The 19779-nt window shown below is 67.9% G+C and carries 16 protein-coding genes and 1 tRNA gene; 10 read left to right on the top strand and 7 right to left on the bottom strand.

What is annotated here, in order from left to right; translation table 11 throughout:
• Positions 1-107 precede the first annotated feature (107 nt).
• The 8 genes from ACZ1H8_RS17415 to ACZ1H8_RS17380 all read left to right on the top strand — a co-directional run bounded on the left by ACZ1H8_RS17415 (position 108) and on the right by ACZ1H8_RS17380 (position 9966).
• Positions 108-1082: a beta-propeller fold lactonase family protein gene (locus ACZ1H8_RS17415; RefSeq protein WP_465178478.1), complete on the top strand. Its 975-nt coding sequence runs from the start codon at positions 108-110 to the stop codon at positions 1080-1082.
• Positions 1083-1103: 21 nt separating this feature from the next.
• Entirely contained in the window at positions 1104-2408 is a 1305-nt protein-coding gene (locus tag ACZ1H8_RS17410) for an FAD-dependent oxidoreductase (RefSeq protein ID WP_465178477.1), read from the top strand.
• A gap of 99 nt (positions 2409-2507) precedes the next feature.
• Positions 2508-2584: transfer RNA gene (locus ACZ1H8_RS17405), tRNA-Pro, on the top strand.
• 115 nt (positions 2585-2699) lie between these two features.
• Positions 2700-3359, top strand: a complete 660-nt coding sequence (locus ACZ1H8_RS17400; RefSeq protein WP_465178476.1) for a hypothetical protein — start codon at positions 2700-2702, stop codon at positions 3357-3359.
• Complete coding sequence (locus ACZ1H8_RS17395) at positions 3356-5710, top strand: hypothetical protein (RefSeq protein WP_465178475.1); 2355 nt, start codon at positions 3356-3358, stop codon at positions 5708-5710. Before ACZ1H8_RS17400 ends, ACZ1H8_RS17395 begins: the two co-directional genes overlap by 4 nt.
• A gap of 43 nt (positions 5711-5753) precedes the next feature.
• Positions 5754-8111 carry a hypothetical protein gene (locus tag ACZ1H8_RS17390; protein WP_465178474.1) on the top strand — a complete coding sequence of 786 codons (2358 nt, stop codon included), beginning with the start codon at positions 5754-5756 and terminating at the stop codon, positions 8109-8111.
• 62 nt (positions 8112-8173) lie between these two features.
• Positions 8174-9454, top strand: a complete 1281-nt coding sequence (locus ACZ1H8_RS17385) for a serine hydrolase domain-containing protein (protein ID WP_465178473.1) — start codon at positions 8174-8176, stop codon at positions 9452-9454.
• Positions 9455-9528: 74 nt separating this feature from the next.
• Positions 9529-9966, top strand: coding sequence for a hypothetical protein (locus ACZ1H8_RS17380; RefSeq protein WP_465178472.1), 438 nt, complete (start codon positions 9529-9531; stop codon positions 9964-9966).
• Here ACZ1H8_RS17380 and ACZ1H8_RS17375 read toward each other — a convergent pair.
• Positions 9956-10831 (bottom strand): DUF1444 family protein, encoded by an 876-nt coding sequence (locus tag ACZ1H8_RS17375; protein WP_465178471.1) that lies wholly within the window; start codon positions 10829-10831, stop codon positions 9956-9958. The two genes, ACZ1H8_RS17380 and ACZ1H8_RS17375, sit on opposite strands and share 11 nt — an antisense overlap.
• A 244-nt stretch (positions 10832-11075) precedes the next feature.
• Between ACZ1H8_RS17375 and dinB the strand changes: the two genes are divergently transcribed.
• Complete coding sequence (gene dinB / locus ACZ1H8_RS17370) at positions 11076-12110, top strand: DNA polymerase IV (RefSeq protein WP_465181414.1); 1035 nt, start codon at positions 11076-11078, stop codon at positions 12108-12110.
• Between the two features lie 137 nt (positions 12111-12247).
• Here dinB and ACZ1H8_RS17365 read toward each other — a convergent pair whose 3' ends face one another.
• Positions 12248-13129, bottom strand: coding sequence for a type II secretion system minor pseudopilin (locus ACZ1H8_RS17365; protein WP_465178470.1), 882 nt, complete (start codon positions 13127-13129; stop codon positions 12248-12250).
• On the bottom strand, positions 13126-14736 hold the full coding sequence (locus ACZ1H8_RS17360) for an ABC transporter substrate-binding protein (protein ID WP_465178469.1): 1611 nt from the start codon (positions 14734-14736) through the stop codon (positions 13126-13128). The genes ACZ1H8_RS17365 and ACZ1H8_RS17360 overlap by 4 nt, the downstream gene beginning before the upstream one ends.
• Positions 14737-14819: 83 nt before the next feature.
• Between ACZ1H8_RS17360 and ACZ1H8_RS17355 the strand changes: the two genes are divergently transcribed.
• Positions 14820-15449: a hypothetical protein gene (locus ACZ1H8_RS17355; protein ID WP_465178468.1), complete on the top strand. Its 630-nt coding sequence runs from the start codon at positions 14820-14822 to the stop codon at positions 15447-15449.
• A 21-nt stretch (positions 15450-15470) separates the two neighbouring features.
• On the opposite strand, the gene ACZ1H8_RS17350 is transcribed toward ACZ1H8_RS17355, so the two are convergent.
• The 4 genes from ACZ1H8_RS17350 to gspL are packed head-to-tail and all read right to left on the bottom strand — an operon-like array spanning position 15471 to position 19776.
• Positions 15471-16694, bottom strand: a complete 1224-nt coding sequence (locus ACZ1H8_RS17350; RefSeq protein WP_465178467.1) for a type II secretion system F family protein — start codon at positions 16692-16694, stop codon at positions 15471-15473.
• Positions 16695-18179: a type II secretion system ATPase GspE gene (gene gspE / locus ACZ1H8_RS17345; RefSeq protein WP_465178466.1), complete on the bottom strand. Its 1485-nt coding sequence runs from the start codon at positions 18177-18179 to the stop codon at positions 16695-16697. It abuts the gene before it with no gap.
• Complete coding sequence (gene gspM, locus ACZ1H8_RS17340) at positions 18176-18670, bottom strand: type II secretion system protein GspM (RefSeq protein ID WP_465178465.1); 495 nt, start codon at positions 18668-18670, stop codon at positions 18176-18178. Before gspM ends, gspE begins: the two co-directional genes overlap by 4 nt.
• The gene (gene gspL, locus ACZ1H8_RS17335) at positions 18667-19776 is read right to left on the bottom strand and encodes a type II secretion system protein GspL (protein ID WP_465178464.1); all 1110 of its coding nucleotides are present in this window, start codon (positions 19774-19776) and stop codon (positions 18667-18669) included. The genes gspM and gspL overlap by 4 nt, the downstream gene beginning before the upstream one ends.
• Positions 19777-19779 lie beyond the last annotated feature (3 nt).

The following is a 19779-nucleotide window of genomic DNA, read 5'->3' as shown; positions in this document are numbered from 1 at the left end:
GGTTGATCCGCACGGCGAAGCCCCGGCGGCGGCGCGTCTTTCCCCGATCGGGGGTTGCGCACCGCCCGAGGCCCGTTACCATCCGGTGCAAAGAACGGGAGAGGCCGATGCGTGTCTGGTTTCCTGTCCTCGTCGCGGCGATGGCCGCGACGCTGACCCCGGCGGTGGCCCAGCCGACCGGCACCCTGCTGGTCGGAAACAAGGGCGAGAATACGCTCAGCCTGATCGATCTTGCCGACGGCAAGGAGCTTGCGCGCCTGCCCACCGGCCCGATGCCGCACGAGATCGCGATATCCCCCGACGGGCGCCAGGCGGCGGTGGTCGCCTATGGCGGATCGACGATCGACGTCTTCGACCTTGCCAGCCGGACGAAGCTGCGCAGCATCGACCTCGCCCCGAACCAGCGGCCGCACGGCCTGCTCTGGCTCAGCGACGGGCGGATCGTCGCCACGGCCGAGGGAAGCAAGTCGGTGGCGATCGTCCATCCCTCGGGCGAGGTCCGATCGATCGCGACCGATGCCGAGGGATCGCACATGATCGTGGTCGCGCCCGACCTGCGCCATGCCTATGTCGCCAATATCGGCTCTGGCACGGTCAGCGTGCTCGACCTGACCGCAGGCCGCAAGCTTCGCGACATCGCCACCGGCGGCAAGCCCGAGGGGCTGGCGCTGGCGCAGAATGGCAGGGATCTGTGGGTTGGCGACCTGTCCGCGCCGCGGGTCCAGGCGTTCGATACCGCAACCGGCGCGAAGCTGGCGGAACTCGCGGTCGATCCGGTGGCGATCCGTGTGCTGGCCAGCCCGGACGGCCGCTGGATCGCGACCAGCAACATCGCCAGCGGCACGGTCAGCCTGATCGACCCGGCGACGCGCATGCTGGTCCGCAGCTTTCCGGTGTCGGGAACAAAGGATGCGGGCCAGGTGACCCTGCTCTTCTCGCCCGACGGCAAGCATCTCTACGCTGCCGAGACCGGCCGCGACCAGGTCGCCGAGATCAACCTGGCCAGCTTCGCGGTCACCCGCCGCCTTGCCGCCGGCAAGAATGGCGACGGCCTCGCCATCGCCCCGCCCCCGAAACGCTGATCACAGGACAAGGAGCCAGCCATGCGTCACATCGCGATAATCGGATCGGGACCGGCGGGCTATTACACCGCCGAGGCGTGCCAGCGCGAATTTGGCGACTCGGTGCGGGTCGACATCATCGACAAGCTGCCAGTGCCTTACGGCCTGATCCGGACCGGCGTGGCGCCGGATCACCAGTCGATCAAGGGCGTGTCACGCCGGTACGAGACGACCGCGCTGACCGACAATGTCCGCTTCGTCGGCAATGTCGCGGTCGGCCGCGACATCACCATCGACGAGCTACGCGACCTGTATGACGCGGTGGTGCTGGCGACCGGCGCGCCGCTCGACCGGCCGCTCGAGATTCCCGGTGCAGACCTGCCGGGCGTCGTCGGATCGGCGGCGTTCGTCGGCTGGTATAACGGCCATCCCGATTTCGCCGGCCTGGCGCCCGCGCTGGAGGGCACCGGCGCGGTGGTGATCGGCAACGGCAACGTCGCGATCGACGTCGCCCGTATCCTCGCCAAGACCCCCGCCGAGTTCGAGGGATCCGATATCGTCGGCTATGCCCTGGCCGAGCTTGCCCAGTCGAAGCTCGACACGGTCACCTTGCTCGGCCGGCGCGGTCCGCACCAGATCGCGATGACGCCCAAGGAGCTGGGCGAACTCGGCCATCTCGCCCGCGCGCAGCCGATCCTCGACCCCGCCGACCTGCCCCCGGTCGAATCGGATGCTCCGCTCGACATCAGCCATCGCAAGTCGCTGTCCCACCTGCGCGAGTTCGCCGCGGCACCGCGCGCGTCGGACAAGCCGTTCCGCATCGTGTTCGATTTCTTCGCCATGCCGATCGCGATCGAGGGCGACGGCCGCGCCGAGCGGGTCATCGTCGAACGCACCGCGCTGGACGAGACCGGCCATGCCGCGGGTACCGGCGAAACCTATGCGATTCCCGCCAGCCTGGTGGTCAGCTGCATCGGCTATCGCACCCCGCCGATCGAGGGCATTCCCTATGACGAGGCCGCCGGCCGCTTCGCCAATGACGAGGGCCGCATCCTGCCGGGCCTCTATGCCGTGGGCTGGGCCCGGCGCGGGCCGACAGGCACGATCGGCACGAATCGCCCCGACGGGTTCGCGGTGGTCGAGAAGATCGCCGCGGACCTTGCCGATGGGTCGGGCAAGGCCGGTCGCCCCGGACTCGATTCGCTGCTTGGCGAGCGCGGTGTCCAGATCGTGACCTTCCGCGACTGGCAGAAGATCGAGGCTGCCGAGAACGCCGCCGCCCGCAGCGGAGCGCCGCGCGAGAAATTCACCAGCATCGAGGCATTGCTTGCCGCGCGAGAAAGCTGATCCGAACCGCTTGCGCGACACGTCAGGCCTCGTTATAGGCGCGCCTCCAGCATCGATCCCGCCCCTCCGAAGGGCCGCTGAAAGGGACCGATACTCCGTCGGGGAGTAGCTCAGCCTGGTAGAGCACTGTCTTCGGGAGGCAGGGGCCGGAGGTTCGAATCCTCTCTTCCCGACCATTTTCTTGAAATGCTGGCAGCCAAGCGGGATGAACATCCCGTGCGGCCGCTGCTTCTTCTCCTCATCGCGATTCTCTCCCTCGCTGGATGCCGTCGGGCGCCGCCCGCGTCGCACTTGATCGCCTGGGCCTGGGAGCGCCCGGAGGATCTGCGATTCGCCAATCCATCGGTCGAGGTCGCGGTGCAGCATGGCTTTATCGAACTGCGCGGAACGACGCTGTTCGTGCGCGGCCGGCGCTTCCCGCTGAAGGTCGATCGCCCGCCCTCCACCGTGACCGTCCATGTCCAGATCGACCATGAGCGCCCGCTGGTCTGGTCGCCCGAGCTGCGCCGGCGGCTGGTCGCGGCGATCGTCGATCATGCCACGCTGATCCCCGGATCGCGCGTGCAGCTCGACTTCGAAGTGCGCGAGTCCGAACGCCCTGTGCTGCTCGACACCCTGTCCGACCTGCGCCGCTCCCTGCCCGCCGGCACCTTCCTGTCGATGACCGCGATCGCCTCATGGTGCGATCACGAGACCTGGTTGAAGGACGCGCCGGTCGACGAAATCGTGCCGATGCTGTTCCGCATGGGACCGCGTGGCAAATATCTGTTGAAAAGCCTCGAAAACGGGGAAGATTTCCGCAATCCGCGCTGCCGCACCGCATTGGCGATTTCCACCGACACGCCTATCGTCAGGGCACCGCCAGGCCGGCGAGTCTATCTCTTCAATCCCGGCAGCTGGACCCCGGCGGATCTCGACAGGGCACGGCAGACCGTGGAGGCGTGGCGATGACGGCGTGGCGTCGGTGGCGTGTGGCAATTGCGGCGGCGGCCTTGGTGCCGGCGGCGCCTGCGCTTGGGTCGGGTGGCCCCGCACCCACGCCGACCTTCATCGACCACACGGGCGGCAGCGAGGCGGAGCGAAAGCGTCTCTTCGATGGGCAGATGGGCGTGCTGCTCGCCTCCGCCTCGGACGGCATGCTGCTGATCAACTGGCGACTTCTTCATGGTCTTCCGGTGGGCGTCGGGAACGGCGTACGCCTGACCAGCAGTTGCTGCGATTGGGAGCCCTATGGGACGCCCGATGCCGGGATCGAAAGATGGCTGGCGGTGAGAAGTCGGGTGGCCGGTGATGCACCGAACCGGATCAATCCTGAGCGGCAGGTCTGGGTCGATTATTACCAGTGGCAATTGGCCTGTTTCCGCAGCGCGTTCGATACCGCAACGTCGGCGCTCGAGCGACGCATCGCGGCCTATGGACCCGCCTCGCCATGGGTCCGTGCCTGGCTTGCGGCTCAGGATGCCGTGTTCCAGGCATGCGATGGCACCACCGTCGAGTTGCCTGAACTGGCGGCGAATGCGCCCGCGTGGTTGAGAAAAGACCGTGCCTATCAGCAGGCGGCGCTCGATTTCTATTCCGGCCGCTATCCACAGGCAGCGGATCAGTTCGCCACCATCGCCAGGGACCGTCACTCTCCCTGGCGTCGCTATGGCCTCTATCTCGCCGCTCGCTCTCTCTATCGCGATGCCCTGCAGAATCCCGACAAGGTACATTATGACCGCGTGTCCGTTGCGGTGAATGCCGTGCTGTCGTCGAAGGACGATCTTTTCGGCAAGGATGACGCGCGCGGAATCCGGCGGGCGATCGATTTCCGGCAACGTCCCCTGTCCTTGCTCGCCACGGTCGAGCGGGAGCTGAACGCGCCCAGCCTCCCGTCGGACGCCCCGGTCGCCCTTGCCGATTACATGCGAACAGCGAGAGACAACGCCTCGCCGCCTCCCTTCGCCGACTGGGCGATGACGCTGAACGACGAGTTTGGCTGGCCCGACGTCGAAGCGGCCAAGGCGCGTTGGGCGGAAACGCTCGACCTGGGATGGCTGTTGATCGCCACGCAGGAGCCGACGCGCGCCGAAGCTGTGGCACGCGCGCGTAGCCGCTTTACGGAAAGCGGTGATGTCGCATGGCTGCTCGCGGCACTTGCCATGGCTCCCGCCACGGACCCCACAGCCGCTTCGCTGGTCGCGGACGGGGAGGCGATCCGCGAGGGTCACCCGGGTTGGCTCACCGCGCAATATCACATCGCCAGATTGACGATCTCGACCGCCGACCCGGCAAGGATCAGAGCGCGCATCGATCCGATCCTGGCGCGGCGAAACCTGAGCCGGACGGACCGGAACCTGTTCCTCGGCATTCGGGCGCAGGTCGCAAGTTCGCTGGACGACTTCGTGCGCTTCGCCGTCCGCCACCCGATATGCACATCGACGAAGCCCGACACCTGCGTCGAGGACGGGTATCCGGAAAATGACTCATCCCTGGCGCGAACCGATCAGGGGTTTGTCGGGCTGGGCGAAGACGCTCGCGCACTTATCGACCGGATGCCGCTAGCGATGCGTGCCGGCCTCGCTCGCCATCCCGGCCTGCCGGCACCGCTGCGCCTCGATATCGCCCTGACCAGTTTCGGTCGCGCCGTGGCACTGCGCGACGACCGGATCGTCGACCAGTTGGCGAAGGACATGGCCGGCCTGATGCCGGAAATGCGTGCCGACTGGCGGCGTATCGGTGGCACGCCCTCCGGCTCGGCAAAGCGATTTGCGGAACTGGTGACGATGTCCCGCCTGCCTGGACTGACGGCCGATCTGGCCACGTACCAGCGCACTGCCCCGATGGGCTACTATGGCTATTGGCAAGCTTGGGCCGTCCCGGCTCCCGCCTCGCGTGTGAAGGCGTCCTACCCCGAGCATTACCAATATAACGCGGATGGGATTTGGCGCGTCGGGGATGAGCCCGATTATATCTGCCGGGGCAAATGCGGCGCGGGCGGGTTTCCGCTTCACCTCCCCCAGTTTCTTGCCCGGGCGGTGCCCCAGGCCGAGCGCGAATATGCCAGGACCATTCTGCCGCGTCCCGATTACGGGAAGGACTACCCAGCAAATGCGAGCTTCCTTTGGGAAGAGCTGCTCGATCATGCTCGCGCCAATCCCCGCGATCCGCGATCTCCCGAGGCGCTGTACAGGTTGATCCGCATCGCGCGCTGGGGCGGCGATCACGATCTGCTGGGCAAGCGCGCCTTCGACTTGCTGCATCAGCGCTATCCCGGATCCGGCTGGGCCGCGAAGTCGCCCTATTGGTACAAGGGACTATAAGATGAAGTCGGCCTGGCGCGGCATAGCCCTTGGATCTACGGTCTTGTTGGCGGCGCTGCTGCTCGCCGAACCCGCGCTCGGGTCGGGCGATCCGATCGCCGGGCCGACCTATGTCGACGAGCGCGGCGGGACGCCTGCGGAGATTAAGCGTTTCTTCGCGGGGCGTGCGGGCGTGGTCCTGGTCGCCGGAACCGACGGGATGTTGTTCGCGAACTGGCGGTTGCTGCACGGACTTCCGGTCGGATCGAGCGCAGGAGCGAAGCTGGCCAAGCGATGCTGCACGATGGAGGCCTATGGCGAAGAGCGCCGAGGCGTCGAAGGCTGGCTGAAGGCGCGGCAGTTGGTAGCCGGCAGTCCCGAAATCGACAGCTACCTCCGCCTAGGGCGGGTGACGGAGGACTATGTCTATCAGCCGATATGCCTGGGGGACGCATTCGACACGGCTACCGCCACGCTGACGGATCGGGTTCGGCGCCATGGCGGCGGCTCGCCGGCGGTGCGCGCCTGGGTCGCGTCGCAGGACTTGGTATTCGCCTCGTGCGACGGGTCCGCCCATTCGCTTCCGCCCCTTCCGGCTGACGCACCCGAATGGCTGCGCAAGGACCGTGACTATCAGCAGGCTGCGCTCGCGCTGTACAGTCGCCGCCTCGACGACGCCGCGCAGCGCTTTCGCGCGATTGCGCAGGACCCCGCCTCTCCGTGGCAACCCTATGGCCAGTATCTGGTCGCACGCGCGCAGTTCAACGCTGCGATCGAGGCCCCTAGTGCCAGCCGCTTCGCTGCGGCTCGCGCCTCTGCCCAGGCGGTAATCGATGCGCCTGGAGATGTGTTCGGCCGGGTGGCCGCGCGCTCGATCCTTCGCGCACTCGACTATCGGCAACATCCAGCCGAGCTGCAGCGTCAGCTCGATCAAGAGCTGACGGTTCGCACCCTTCCCGGCGATGTCGACATGGCGCTGCGCGACTATGTAACGCTACGGCCTCCAGGCGTCAGCTTGCCCGACCTGGCCGACTGGATGAGCACGATTCGTGGCAATCCACCAAATCGCGCCTCCCTGGTTGCGGAGCAGGGCTGGCTCGCGGCCATCGGACTGGCATGGGTCGTGGACGCGCTGGACGAAACTCCGGCGGAGTCCGCGCTCGAACATGCAACGACGCGGTGGAAGGAGAGTTCGGACACGGCATGGCTGGTGGCCGCGCTGGCGCTGACCCCGGGCAACACTTCCCACCCAGCCAGCATCATCACCGATGCACGGCGGGTGCCGGCGACAAATCCCGCTTGGCTGACCGCACAATATCATCTTCACCGGCTGACCATCGACTCGGCGAAGCCCAGCGATCTGCGCAGCAGCATCGATTCGATCCTCGCGCGTCGCGACCTGACACGGACAGATCGCAACCTGTTCATGGGCCTGCGCACCCAGGTGGCTGTCGACCTGCGCGATTTCATTCGAGCGTCGCTACGTGAGCCCTATTGCCGCGAGAGCGATCCGCGCCCCTGCACCTCGATCTACGATCCCAATGGCGACATCACCCTTGGCCACCGCGCGGCCGGCCCGGTCGGGTTCGGCGAGGATGCGCGGGCGATCATCGACCGCATGCCGCTGGCCATGCGCGCCGAAGTGGCACGTGATGCCAGTCTGCCTGCCGAATTGCGATTGGACGTCGCGCTTACCAATTTTGCGCGCGCGGTGGCGCTTCGAGATGGCCGAACCGCAGAGCTTATGGCGGGTGATCTGGCTCGGCTGCTCCCTCAGCTCGGTGCGGACTGGCAGCGGGTCGTGACAAGCCGCGGATCCGCCAAGCGTTATGCGCAGCTTTTCGCCATGGCCAAATTGCCGGGGCTGCGTCCGGACCTCGCCACCTATTATCGGCCCCGCGGGACGGTGCGGCAGTTCAAGGGCTATTGGGCGCGCTGGATGATATTCCCGGCAGGTGCGGACCCCCCCGGGACCGAGCGGCCACCTGCACGAAGCTACAATGCCGACAGCATTGCCGGGCGGTACGACGTCACGATGGAAGGCTATAGCGAGGGTGGTGAAGACGATCTGGTGTGTCGCGGGAAATGCGGCGCGGGTGGGCGCCCCATCCATCTCCCACGCTTCGTCGCCGAGGCACAGCCGCGGGAAACGATCGAACGCAGCCGCTACCTCGCGGACGGCGGCTATCTGGATGAACAGGCTCAATATCCAGCCGGCACCGTGGTTCTGTGGGATGAACTGCTCGATCAGGCCCGGGCCAACCCGTCCGATCCGCGTTCGCCCGAGGCACTCTATTGGCTGATCCGTATCGGACGCTGGGGTGGCGACTATAATCATCTCAGCAAACGCGCCTTCCAGCTGCTGCACAAGCGCTACCCGGGATCGATCTGGGCAAAGCGGTCGCCCTATCATTACGACTAAGAGCGCCGTTCCCCATCGGTCGGCAACGGGATAAGCTCGCGCAAAATCAGGAGGGGATTCTCATGCTTCAGCCACGCCTTGTGCTTGCCGCCCTGTTGCTTGTGCCAGTGACAGCGTTGCCGGTGCCGGCCACCGCACAGGCGACTGCGGCCAAGCGGGTGAAGATCGACAAGGCGCGTATAGAGCGGGCGCTGGCGGCGATGGTGAAGGACCAGCGCGCGGTCGGGGTCTCGGCGCTCGTGTGGCAGGGCGGGCGCGAGCGCTATTTTGGCGCTGCCGGCCTGGCCGATCGCGAGGCCAACCGGCCGATGACGCGCGATACTTTGGTCCAGATCTTCTCGATGACCAAGCCGGTGACCGGCGTGGCGCTGATGCAGCTGTGGGAACAGGGCAAGTTCGGGCTGGACGATCCCGTGTCGCGCTACATTCCCGAATTCGCCGATGCGCGCGTCTATGCGGGCAAGGACGCGGCCGGCGTGCCGCTCTATCGGCCCGCCACGCGTCCGATGACGATTCGCGACCTGCTGCGCCATACCGGCGGCCTGACCTATGGCAGCGACGACAATCCGGTCGATGCGCTGTTCCGCACCGCCGATCCGCTAAACCTCGACAACGACCTCGCGACGCTGACGAAGCGCATCGCCGATCTGCCGCTGGCGTTCGATCCGGGCACGCAGTGGCGGTACAGCGCGTCGGTCGACATCCAGGGACGGCTGGTCGAGATCTTCTCGGGCCAGACGCTGGAAGCCTATGTCCGCCAGCATATCTTCGAGCCGCTGGGGATGAAGGATTCGGGGTGGACCCAGCCTGCTGACCGGTTCGGCCGGCTGGCGATCGGCTATGAAAAGACCAAGGACGGCGCGCTGGTCCGCCTGCCCGAGGAACGGGTGAAGGCGGGCAATTTCGCCGGCCACCGGCTCACCATGGGCGGCGCCGGCATCGTCGCGTCGATCGACGATTATATGCGCTTTGCCCGGATGCTGCTGAACCACGGCACGCTGGACGGCGCGCGCATCCTCAAGCCCTCGACCGTAAGGCTGATGAGCACCGACCAGCTCGATCCGCGCATCACCGAGCGCTACTGGTTGCCCAACAAGGGCGCGGTCGGGTTCGGCTTCGACTTCGCGGTCCGAGTGTCGCCGCCGAAAAGCGCCGAGGAGGCGCGCGGCGCGGTCGGCGAGTTCTTCTGGGACGGCGCGCTGTCGACCCTGTTCTGGGTCGATCCGGCCAACGACCTGGCGGCGGTGTTCTTCGTCCAGCGCTTCCCGTTCGACGGCACGCTGCACCACGACATTCGCGAGGCGGTGTACGGCGCGGACTATCAGGGGCCACCGGGCGACTGAGGCGTCGCAGGGACCATGGAACGGCGCGCCGCCCTTCTGCATTACAGCGGCTCGGCAACGCGGGAGGTTCAGCCGTGTGGGTGCTGTTCTGGCTCGTGTCGGTCGCAATCAACGGCTGGTTGCTGTTCGTCGTCCCAAACAGGGTCGCGCCGCGGACGCTGCTGAAGCGTGCGATCGTCGTTGCCGCCAGCGCGCCGGTCGGCGCGGTCGCGATCATCCTGGCGATGGCCGCCACCAGGATAGACCCTTCGGGCGATTTCGGTACGCCGCTGTTCCGGCTGTTGCTCGCGATCGAGGTGCTGATGCTGGTCACGATCGCGCACATGATCTTTCGCGGGATGATCGAGACCGTCACCGCCTTTCACCGTCAGAATAACAGCGGGAATCTCCATCGTTTCCCGGTGAGCTTCCTGATCCGCTACCCCCGTCAGCTGGCGCTCTTCGTTGCCTGCCTGTGGCTCGGCGGCGGCACGCTGATGCTGTACGGGGTCTGGTTTCACCTCACGGTCTGACCGACGGCCCGCCGCAGTCCACGCCGATGGCCGTCAGCCGGCCGTCGCTCCAGCGCAGCACCTGGCTGCTCAGCGCATAAGGCGACTGCGCGACGATCTCCTGCGCGATTTCCGCCAGTGACTCCGCCATGTCCGGGTCGCCGGCGTCGCCGATCAGCACCTCGTCGCGCGCCGGCACGGCCAGCAGGATCGGCCCGTCGATCGGCACGCGGTTGCGCCACTGGTCGAGGATCAGCAGCATCGACGCATCGTAATTCCGGTCGAGCCGCACGACATATCGCCCGTCATGCCCCTTGATCTCCATCTCGGGCAGTTTTCTCGCCAAGTTGGCCAGCGCGGTCTCGTGCAGCCTGGCTTCGTCCAGTCCCAGTTCCTCCAGCAAGTCGGAGGTCACGAATTGCATCATCGCGTCGGTGTCGAGCGCATAGGCCACGACCAGGTCGGCGACGAGCGGGCGGATGATGAATGCTGCCCGGGCCGGGTCGAGCCCGCCGCCCTCGATCTGGCGGCGTGCGATGTCGACCCACTCGACCGGCTTGATGACCGGGAGCAACTGCCGCGGGTCGGGCGCCTCCGCAGGTGAGTCGAGCGCGAGCGCCTCGTCCATCTGTTCCGACATCAGCTGATCGAGCGGCTCGCCGCCAACAAAGCGTGTGTAATAATTGCCGAAATACTGCCGCGCCTCGATGCCGCCCGGCGTCTTCCACGCGACATGGCTGTTCGCTGCGTCGGCACCGACTTGAGCGTCGACCGGAATACCGGGAAAGCGCCCGCTGACATAGTCGGCATAGCGGCGGACATAGTCACCATGGGAAAGGACCCGGTCCGAACCTCCCCCACCGAACAGCTTCTTCAGCAGCGACATCGCGATCCTTTCCTGTGGCGGCCGATCGAGCAGCATAACGTCCCGCCCCGGCGATGCGTGCCGGCGCGCCGCCGCACCGCGATCTCGCCTCATCGACCTTGACGGCGCCGCCAATTCGCGGTTTGTTCCACCAGACGGGGATCGCTTCGCGGCTTCATGCCGCGCGCTCCGCCAGCGACGACGAACACGATTGACTGATCCAGCCTCGCCCTATGCGGACAGCCGCAAGATCATCCATGTCGACATGGATGCCTTTTTCGCGTCGGTCGAACAGCGCGACTTTCCGGAGTTGCGCGGCAAGCCAGTGGCGGTTGGCAGCGCCAGCGGGCGCGGGGTGGTGGCGGCGGCCAGCTATGAGGCGCGGCGCTACGGCGTGCGGTCCGCGATGCCGTCGGTTACCGCGCAGCGCCGCTGTCCCGACCTGATCTTCGTGCCGCACCGGTTCGACGTCTACCGCGCGGTCTCGCGCCAGATCCGCGAGATCTTTCTCAGCTACACCCCGCTGGTCGAGCCGCTGTCGCTCGACGAGGCGTATCTCGACGTCACCGCCAATCTGCGCGGCCTGCCCTCCGCGACCGCGACCGCCAGCGAGATCCGGGCGCGTATCCTCGAGGCGACCGGGCTGACCGCTTCCGCCGGCATCTCGTACAACAAGTTCCTGGCGAAGCTGGCGTCGGATCAGAACAAGCCCGACGGCCAGTTCGTCATCACCCCCGCGACCGGCCCGGGGTTCGTCGCCACCCTGCCCGTGTCGCGCTTCCACGGCATCGGCCCGCGCACGACCGAGAAGATGAAGCGGCTGGGGATCGAGACCGGTGCCGACCTGCGCGACAAGGACATCGCCTTTCTCCAGGCGCAGTTCGGCAAGGCGGGGCGCTGGTATCACGCCATTTCGCGCGGCGAGGATCACCGCGAGGTGACGCCTGATCGCCCGCGCAAATCCTCGGGCTCGGAGACAACCTTCGCGACCGACCTGACCACGCCCGAGGCAGTCGAGCCGCCCCTGCTGGTCCAGGCGGATTCGGTATGGGAGTGGTGCGAGCGCACCGGCGGCCGCGGCCGCACCGTGACGGTCAAGGCGCGCTATTCCGACTTCCGCATCGTGACGCGCAGCCGCACGCTGAACGCCCCGGTGCAGGACCGCGCGACGCTGCACGAGGTGAGCCTGGCGCTTCTGCGCACGCTGTACCCATTGCGGCTGGGAGTGCGGTTGCTGGGCGTGACGGTGTCGGGCTTCGGCGAGGGGGATGCGGAGCCGCAGCTGAGTTTGCTGGAGTAACCCTTTTCCTCCCCCGGATGGACCAGCAGCAGGCTGGTGGAGGGGGTCCACAACAGACGTGGCAGCCCCCTCCACCACCCCGCTGCGCGGGGCGGTCCCCCTCCCCCGGAGCCGCAGGCTCCTGGGGAGGAAACGGGTTACTTCTTCTCCACGAAGGGCGGCGCGTCGGGGGGCACTGCGGCGTTGCGCCAGCGTTCGATCGGCAGCACCTGCGCCTTGCCTTCCTGATCGAAGCCGCGCTTCATCAGCGTCGCGACCTGCTGGGTCGTGCCGCCGATGCGGACGCGGGTGCGAACCCAGAAAGTGGTCGAGCGGAACGAGGTGCCGAACGGGATCGTCGCCTTCTGGTCGACCAGGTCGGCGGCGGTCAGGAAGCCCTTGCGACCGCGCAGCTGGACCAGCCGCTGCGCCACCAGCGGGTCGTTGAACAGGATGGTCAGCAATTCCTGATCGGCGGAATTGAGGTTCACGGTCGTCTTGCCGGGCAGCGCGGTCAGTATCCGCTCCAGCCGCTCGCGCACCGCCGGCTCGATGTCGAGCAGGCGCAGCGGGCGCAGATCGGTGACCGGGCCCTGCAGCCGGACGAGCTGAATCAGCAGGTCGATCTGGTGATCGGGAACCCCCACCCGCGCGGCGATCGTCTGGAAAAGGATCAGCGATCCCGCCTCGCCGCTGCGCACCGAATTGATGTTGAATCGGCCCTCGGCATCGGAGATCGCCAGGTCAAAGGTGCCGCCCTCGATCGGTGCGCCGCTTTCGGACAGCTTGCCCCAGGGTTCGGCGGGATAGTCGGCCTCAGGCGATTTCTCCAGGTCGCGGCGCAGTCCGACGATGGCCGACAATTCGCCGCCGCGCGCCACCGCCAGCGCCCGCGCCGCCTCTCGTGCGCGCAGTCCGCGGTCCAGCGCGACTTCCTCGCGTGTGATCAGCAGCAGGACCATCCCCGCCGCGATCGCTACGAACATCAGCACGTTGATCAGGATCATGCCCTGTTCGTCCTGCGGCACGTCGCGGCTCACTGGCCGTCTCCCCGCGTCGGCAGCACGATGATGCGCCGCAACTTGCCCTGGGTCCCGCCGCGATTGCCCGGCCCCACCTCCAGCTCGACCTCGATCGCGCCGGGCCAGCGATTGGTCTCTTCCTCGTTCACCGGCCAGCGATCGACCCAGCGCCCGCCATCGTAGAAGCGCCAGCGTGCGGCGGTGACCCCGGTCAGCAAAGGCTGCTGCGCCCGCCCGATGCCGCGGACCAGTGCGCCATCGTTCACCGCATAGAGCACCTCCGCCGACTGGCCGCCGGTTCCGGGCGCGACGCGGCTGAACTTGACCTGCCCGCCCTCGCCGCTGACCTGGCCGGCCGAAATCTGGTCGATGTCGCTGGTGATGACGAACATCGTGCGCTGCAGCTCCGCCAGCCGGTCGAGGCGCACCTCGGTCCGGCCCTGAACGTTCAGCACGCCCTGGACGAGCGCGAGCCCGGCCGTCGCGATCAGTGCGAACAGGCCGAGCGAGATCATCAGTTCGATGAGCGTGAACCCGGACTCGCCGGGCCCACGCGGATCGTCGGTCATGCGCCCGAGCTCCACCGCCACCGTTTCATAGCCCGATGCACGGGCGCGCAGGATCGCGAAGTCGCGCGCGACGCTGCCGTCGGTGCGGAACCGGACCGGTCCGGTCACGCACTGGAAGCCCTGCGCGCTGAGCAGGCCCGCGGGCGTCAGCGTGTTCGAGTTGCGCAGCGAATTGGCGATCCCGGCGGCATCATAGGCAAGCGCGGCGATCGTGCCCGGATCGCCGCCGACCCGGCCGGCGAACTCGCTGGCGAAGGTACCGAATGCCTTGGGATCGGGGCTGGCGATCCACGCCCCGTCCAGCGCGGCGAGCGATTGCGGGCGATGGTCGAGCCCCTGGAGCGTACCGAGCAGCTGGACGCCGCTGTCCTTCAGCGCGCGCGCCGCTGCCACCACCGTCTCGCCATTGCCGGGCAGCAGCACGCCATCGGGCGCCTCGCCGACATCGGGCAAGGGCTGGCCCGCCTGGATCTCGATCGACCGGATCGTCATGGCCAGCTCGCCCTCCAGCTTGCTGGCAGCCAGCGCCGCCGCGCTCGACCAGGGCGAATGGTCGTCGATCACCACCACGCTGCGCACGCCGCGCGAGCGTGCATAGCGCAGGATCGCGCTGGTCACCTGCGCCGCGGTGATGCCGAAGATATAGGTACCGGGCGCGCGCAGCACGCTATCGTTGCTGAATGCAACGATCGGCACCCGGCCGGCGACCGTCGCCGAGACCGCAGGCACCTCTTCGGCGAGCAACGGGCCCAGGATCATTGCCGGGTTCTTCTTCAGCGCCAGCGTCGCCGCCGCGGCGGCTCCGGCAGCCGTCCCCTGGGTATCGAACGCCTGCACATAAGCGCTGTTTTCCGCGAGCAATGCCGCGGCCCGCATGCTAGTGCCCAGCCGTGCCCGCTCACCCGAGAGCGGAACGAGCAGGGCGATGGGGCGCTTGTCCTTCTTCTCGCCCGCTGCCAGGGCCAAAGAGGGAAATGCGACCGATGCCGCCGATGCGACCGCTCCCGATGTCAGGAGGTTCAGCAGGTCCCGCCGATGCAGGGATTCAAGAGGCACTCGCGACTCCGATCGCACGTCAGACTGTTCGGCGCGACATTATCCGCTTCGCCGTCCTGGGCATAGCCGCTTACGCCGTCGCGATGGTCGCGACCATCCCGGCCAGCGCGGTGTTCAAGAACCGGCCGTGGCGATCGGGCGTGTCCGGCACGATCTGGAACGGCGAAGTCGGGGTTGCCGGCGGCAGTACCGCGCAGTGGAGCTGGTCGCCGCTGCGCTCGCTGCTCGGCCTCGGCTTTGCCGCCGACTGGAAGCTGACCGGCCCCGATACCGAGCTGGGCGGTCGCGTGATCGCGCATCCGGGCAGCACGACGTTCGACAAGGTCAGCGGATCGGCCAATGCCGGCCTGCTCTCGGTGCTGAAGCCCAACATGCCGTTCAGCTGCGACATGACCGCGCAGGTCGACATGCCACGCGCGGTGACGGGCGGTGACGACCAGATGATCCAGGCGCGGATCCTGACCGATCCGGGCAGCTGCGGCGCACGCGGGCTGGCGGCCCGGGCGCAGGTGCCCTCGCTGCTGTTCAGCGCGGAAAAGGTCGGCGACGTCACCCGCATACGGCTGGCCCCCGCCACGCAGCGCATGACGACGCTGATGAGCGGAACGCTGAGCGAGGCCGGCGATCTGGAGCTGAGCATGACGCCCGAGGGCGCACGGATGCTTCCCTTCCTGCCGCTGCCGCCGGGTACGCCGATGCGGATGAAGCTCTGACCGGCGGTCGCCCGCCGCGCGTCAGACGCCGACCAGATTGTTGAGGTTGATGATCGGCAGCAGGATCGACAGCACCATCAGCAGCACCAGCCCGCCCATCACCAGCAGCACCAGCGGCTCGACCAGCGCGACCAGTGCGGTGACCAGACCGTCCAGTTCGCGCTCCAGTTCGCCGGCGGCGCGGCCCAGCGCCGGCGCCAGCTTGCCCGAACTCTCACCCGACGCGACGATCGCGATCAGCATGCTGGGAAACACCCCCGCCTCGGTCATTGCCGCGCGCAGGCTGACGCCTTCGCGCACGCGCTGTGCGACATGGAGCGCGCGGTCGCGCACCCAGTGGTTGGGCGTGACCGCCGCCGCGGCGTGGATCGCCTCGACCAGTGGCACCGCGCTGCCGACCAGCGTAGCCAGGCTGCCCGCGAAGCGCGCGGCGTTGAGCTGACGGCTGAACCGCCGGATCGGCCGGCGATCGATGAATCCCTTGTGCAATCGCAGCGTGTTGGCCGGCACCCGCCGCCAGCGCTCGAACGCCAGCAGCAGCAACGCGATGGCCAGCAGCAGGTAGAGTCCAAAATTCTGCAGGAAGCCGCTGACCGCGATCAGCGCGCGGGTCAGGAATGGCAGCTCGGCACCGCGCGAGACGAACACCTTCACGATGTCCGGCACGACATAGACCATCAGCAGCACCATCATGCCCAGCGACACCAGCGCCAGCAGCGCGGGGTACAGCAAGGCGAGTTGCAGCTTCTGGCCGTTCGCCTGCCGGTTCTCGACGAACTCGGCCAGGTGATAGAGCACGTCGGGCAGCTTGCCCGAGGATTCGCCTGCCGCCACCGACGCGCGGTAGAATTCGGGAAAGGCCTTGGGATATTGGCCCAGCGCCGAGGCGAAGCTGCGCCCGTCCAGGATCGCGCCGCGCACGCCGAGCAGGACCGAGCTGACCTGCGGCTGCTCGCTCTGCGCGCCGACCAGCCGCAGCGCTTCCTCGATCGAGATGTCCGATCCGACCAGAGTCGAGATCTGCCGCGTTACCGTCGCCAGCGCGCGGGCGTTCATCCCGCGGTTGAAACTGGGCAGACCGATGCGGCCCAGCGACGCGCGGCGCTCGCCCGCCGGCTCGACCGACAGCGGCAGCAGCGCCTGTTCGCGCAGCATCGCCCGCGCCGCGGCGGGCGACGATGCCTCGATGATTCCCTTCTTCGCCGCACCGGTCCGGTCCGCGGCCTTGTAGGCGAAGGCAGGCATTTACGCCTCTTCCCTCACCACGCGCGCGACTTCCTCGACCGTGGTCACGCCCGCCCGCACCTTGGCGACGCCGTCATCGACCAGCGCCGGATTCTCCTGGCGGGCATGCGCCTCCAGATCGGCTTCGGACGCGCCGTCATGGATCAGCTTCTGGAACCGATCATCGACCGCGACGACTTCGTACAGGCCGGCGCGGCCGCGATAGCCCTCGCCGTGGCACTCGGCACAGCCATTGGCGCGCCACAGCGTCTCGCCGGGGCGGATCGCGTCGCCGAGCAGCAGGGCGTCGCCCTCGCTCGCCACATCCTGCGTCCGGCAATTGGGGCACAGCCGGCGCACCAGCCGCTGCGCGCACAGCCCGACGACCATCGGCGCCAGCAGATAGCGCTCGACCCCCATGTCGATCAGCCGGGTGACCGATCCCACCGCGCTGTTGGTGTGGAGCGTGGACAGCACGAAATGGCCGGTCATCGACGATCGCACCGCGACCTGCGCGGTTTCCTGGTCGCGAATCTCGCCGACCATGATGACGTCGGGGTCCTGGCGCAGAATGGCCCGCAGCCCGCGCGCAAAGGTCATGTCGGTGCGCGGATTGACCTGGGTCTGGCCGATGCCGGCCAGCTCATACTCGATCGGATCCTCGACCGTCATGATGTTGCGCTTCCGGTCGTTCAGCCGGTTGAGCGCGGCGTAGAGCGTCGTCGTCTTGCCCGAACCGGTCGGCCCGGTGACCAGCAGCATGCCGTGCGGCCGTTCCAGCAGCCGGGTGAAGACGGTGCGGTCGCGCTCGCTCATGCCGAGCACTTCCATGTCGAGGCGCAGCGATCCCTTTTCGAGGAGACGCATCACCACCCGCTCGCCATGCTGGGTCGGGATGGTCGACACGCGCGCATCGACATCGTGCCCGCCGATGCGCAGCGTCACGCGGCCGTCCTGCGGCACGCGCTTCTCGGCAATGTCGAGCTTCGCCATCACCTTGATGCGGCTGACCAGCAGCGGCGCCAGCGCGCGTTGCGGCTCCAGCATGTCGCGCAGCACGCCGTCGACGCGGAACCGCACCACCAGGCGCTTTTCCTGCGTCTCGATATGCACGTCCGACGCGCCTTCCTTCACCGCCTCGAGCAGCAGCGCGTTGATCAGGCGGATGACGGGCGAATCGTCGCGGCTGTCGAGCAGGTCGTCTACCGCAGCGGCGCTATCGGCCAGCGCGGCGAGGTCCATGTCGCCCATGTCGAGCTCGGCCGCGGCACCGGCGCTTCCGCTATAGGCGGTGCTGAGCGCGGTATCGAATTCGGCATCGCTCAGCGGGACGAAGGCGGCGGCAGGCGCCACGCGCTTCACCTCCAGCATCGCGTCGAGCGTGATACCCGGCCGGTGAAGACAGGCAATACCGCTTCCCTCCGGGCGCAGCAGCACGCCCTGGCGACGGGCATAGCTATAGGGCAGCAGCGGGACCGTGCTGGCGACGGCGACATCATCGATCATTGCGCGAAATCCACGACCGCGCTGATCCGGCCGGGTCCGGTCTGGCGCTTCATCTCGACCCGCTTGACGCGCAGCCGGCTGGTCGCCCCCAGATCGGCGAGCCACGACATCACCGCGTCATAGGGTGCATCGGCGATCGTCGCCCGAACACCGTCAGGAATGGTCGAGACCTGCACCGGCACCGACATGGCGGCGGCGGAGCTGTTCACCACTTCGGCGGCACCGCCGCTGCGCTGCGGCCGCTGAGGGGCAAGCGTTCCGGCGGCGCGGATGCGCGCATTGATCGTCTCATAGGTGCGGATATCGGCATAGGCCTTGGCCCGCGCATTCTGCAGCGGCAGCAGGATGCCGTAGAACAGCACGACCGCACCGATCAGCGTCGCCATGCTCGCGAACAGCACGCGCTCGCGTCGCGACCGGGCGCTCCACCAGGCGTCGAAACGGGCGATCGCGGCCTCGATGCCGCTGCGCTGGATGATCCGGACGATCACAGCGCAGCCGCCGAGATGCGGACCGATCCGTCGCTCGCCTCGGTCACCGTCGCCTTGATCCCGGCATTCTGGAGCGCGGCACGCACGCGCGCCGCCTGCCCCGGCTGGCCGTCGATATCCATCACCAGCGTCTCCGACTGGAATTGCATGCTGCGCGCATTGATCGCACCCAGCGGCGCCAGCGCCGACGACAGGCGCGACACCAGCGGAATGAAGCTCTGCGGCGCCGGTCCCGGCCCGGTCGGCAGCAGCGTGGCCACGCTGACCGCGAGATCGCCCTGCAGCGAAGTGCCCGGCGCCACCTGCTGGATCAGCGCGCGGGTATCGGCCTCGCGGCGGTCGGCAATCATCCGCAGCGCAACCGTGTCGGCCAGCGCGATGCCGGCATGCGCCACGGCACCCGCCGCGACGATCCATGCCGCGCGCCGCCAGGCATTCGACACCGGCCGCCCACGCCGGGCATAGAGCCCCTGACGCAGGTCGATCGCGGGCTTGCGCAGCCGCTGGCCCAGCGGAATGCTGTCGATGACCGTGCCGGTGACCGGCAGGTCGCCCGGATGACGATCGTTATAGGATTGCAGATTGGGCCGGCCCGCCGCCTGCCACGCAGGCTCCAGCATCACCTCGTCACAGGCGAAGCCGGCGCCGTCGGCGGCGCGGACCAGCGCGCGATGCTTCCACAGCTCGACCGTCCAGCCGGCATCGCCCTCGGGCCTGGGCAGCGTCAGCGCGTCGGGCACCATCGCGGCATGCGCCAGTCCGGCGTCCTCAGCGGCCAGGACCCAGCCCGCCATCACATCGTGCCGGACGACCGCGACCAGATAGCGTTTCGGCGCGACCTCCTCGCCGATCGCGAGATGCACCGAATCGATCGGGTCGGCGATCCGGTCCTCGATCGCGAAGGGCAGCGCCTCCATCCGCTTCGCGCGGTTGGACAGCGGCAGGTCGACCGCAAGCAGCAGCACCTGCTCCGTCGGCACCAGCAAGGTTGCGGGGCCGTCAGGGTCGTTTATGATCGGACCGCTGCCGGCGAGCGTCCACACGCCCTCAGCACGCCGGTCGGCATGCGGTTCGACTGTAACATTGCTTTCATGGACAGAACGCATGGG

This window comes from Sphingomonas sp. BL-S-25, from assembly GCF_055521555.1.
This window is presented reverse-complemented; position numbering and strand designations above follow the sequence as displayed.

Excerpts from the sequence above, each read along its gene's own strand:
- ACZ1H8_RS17415 (WP_465178478.1), top strand. The coding sequence starts at position 108 with ATGCGTGTCTGGTTTCCTGTCCTCGTCGCGGCGATGGCCGCGACGCTG.
- ACZ1H8_RS17385 (WP_465178473.1), top strand. The coding sequence starts at position 8,174 with ATGCTTCAGCCACGCCTTGTGCTTGCCGCCCTGTTGCTTGTGCCAGTG.
- dinB (WP_465181414.1), top strand. The coding sequence starts at position 11,076 with ATGGATGCCTTTTTCGCGTCGGTCGAACAGCGCGACTTTCCGGAGTTG.
- ACZ1H8_RS17395 (WP_465178475.1), top strand. The coding sequence starts at position 3,356 with ATGACGGCGTGGCGTCGGTGGCGTGTGGCAATTGCGGCGGCGGCCTTG.
- ACZ1H8_RS17375 (WP_465178471.1), bottom strand. The coding sequence starts at position 10,831 with ATGTCGCTGCTGAAGAAGCTGTTCGGTGGGGGAGGTTCGGACCGGGTC.
- gspE (WP_465178466.1), bottom strand. The coding sequence starts at position 18,179 with ATGATCGATGATGTCGCCGTCGCCAGCACGGTCCCGCTGCTGCCCTAT.
- ACZ1H8_RS17410 (WP_465178477.1), top strand. The coding sequence starts at position 1,104 with ATGCGTCACATCGCGATAATCGGATCGGGACCGGCGGGCTATTACACC.
- ACZ1H8_RS17350 (WP_465178467.1), bottom strand. The coding sequence starts at position 16,694 with ATGCCTGCCTTCGCCTACAAGGCCGCGGACCGGACCGGTGCGGCGAAG.
- gspL (WP_465178464.1), bottom strand. The coding sequence starts at position 19,776 with ATGCGTTCTGTCCATGAAAGCAATGTTACAGTCGAACCGCATGCCGAC.
- ACZ1H8_RS17355 (WP_465178468.1), top strand. The coding sequence starts at position 14,820 with ATGGTCGCGACCATCCCGGCCAGCGCGGTGTTCAAGAACCGGCCGTGG.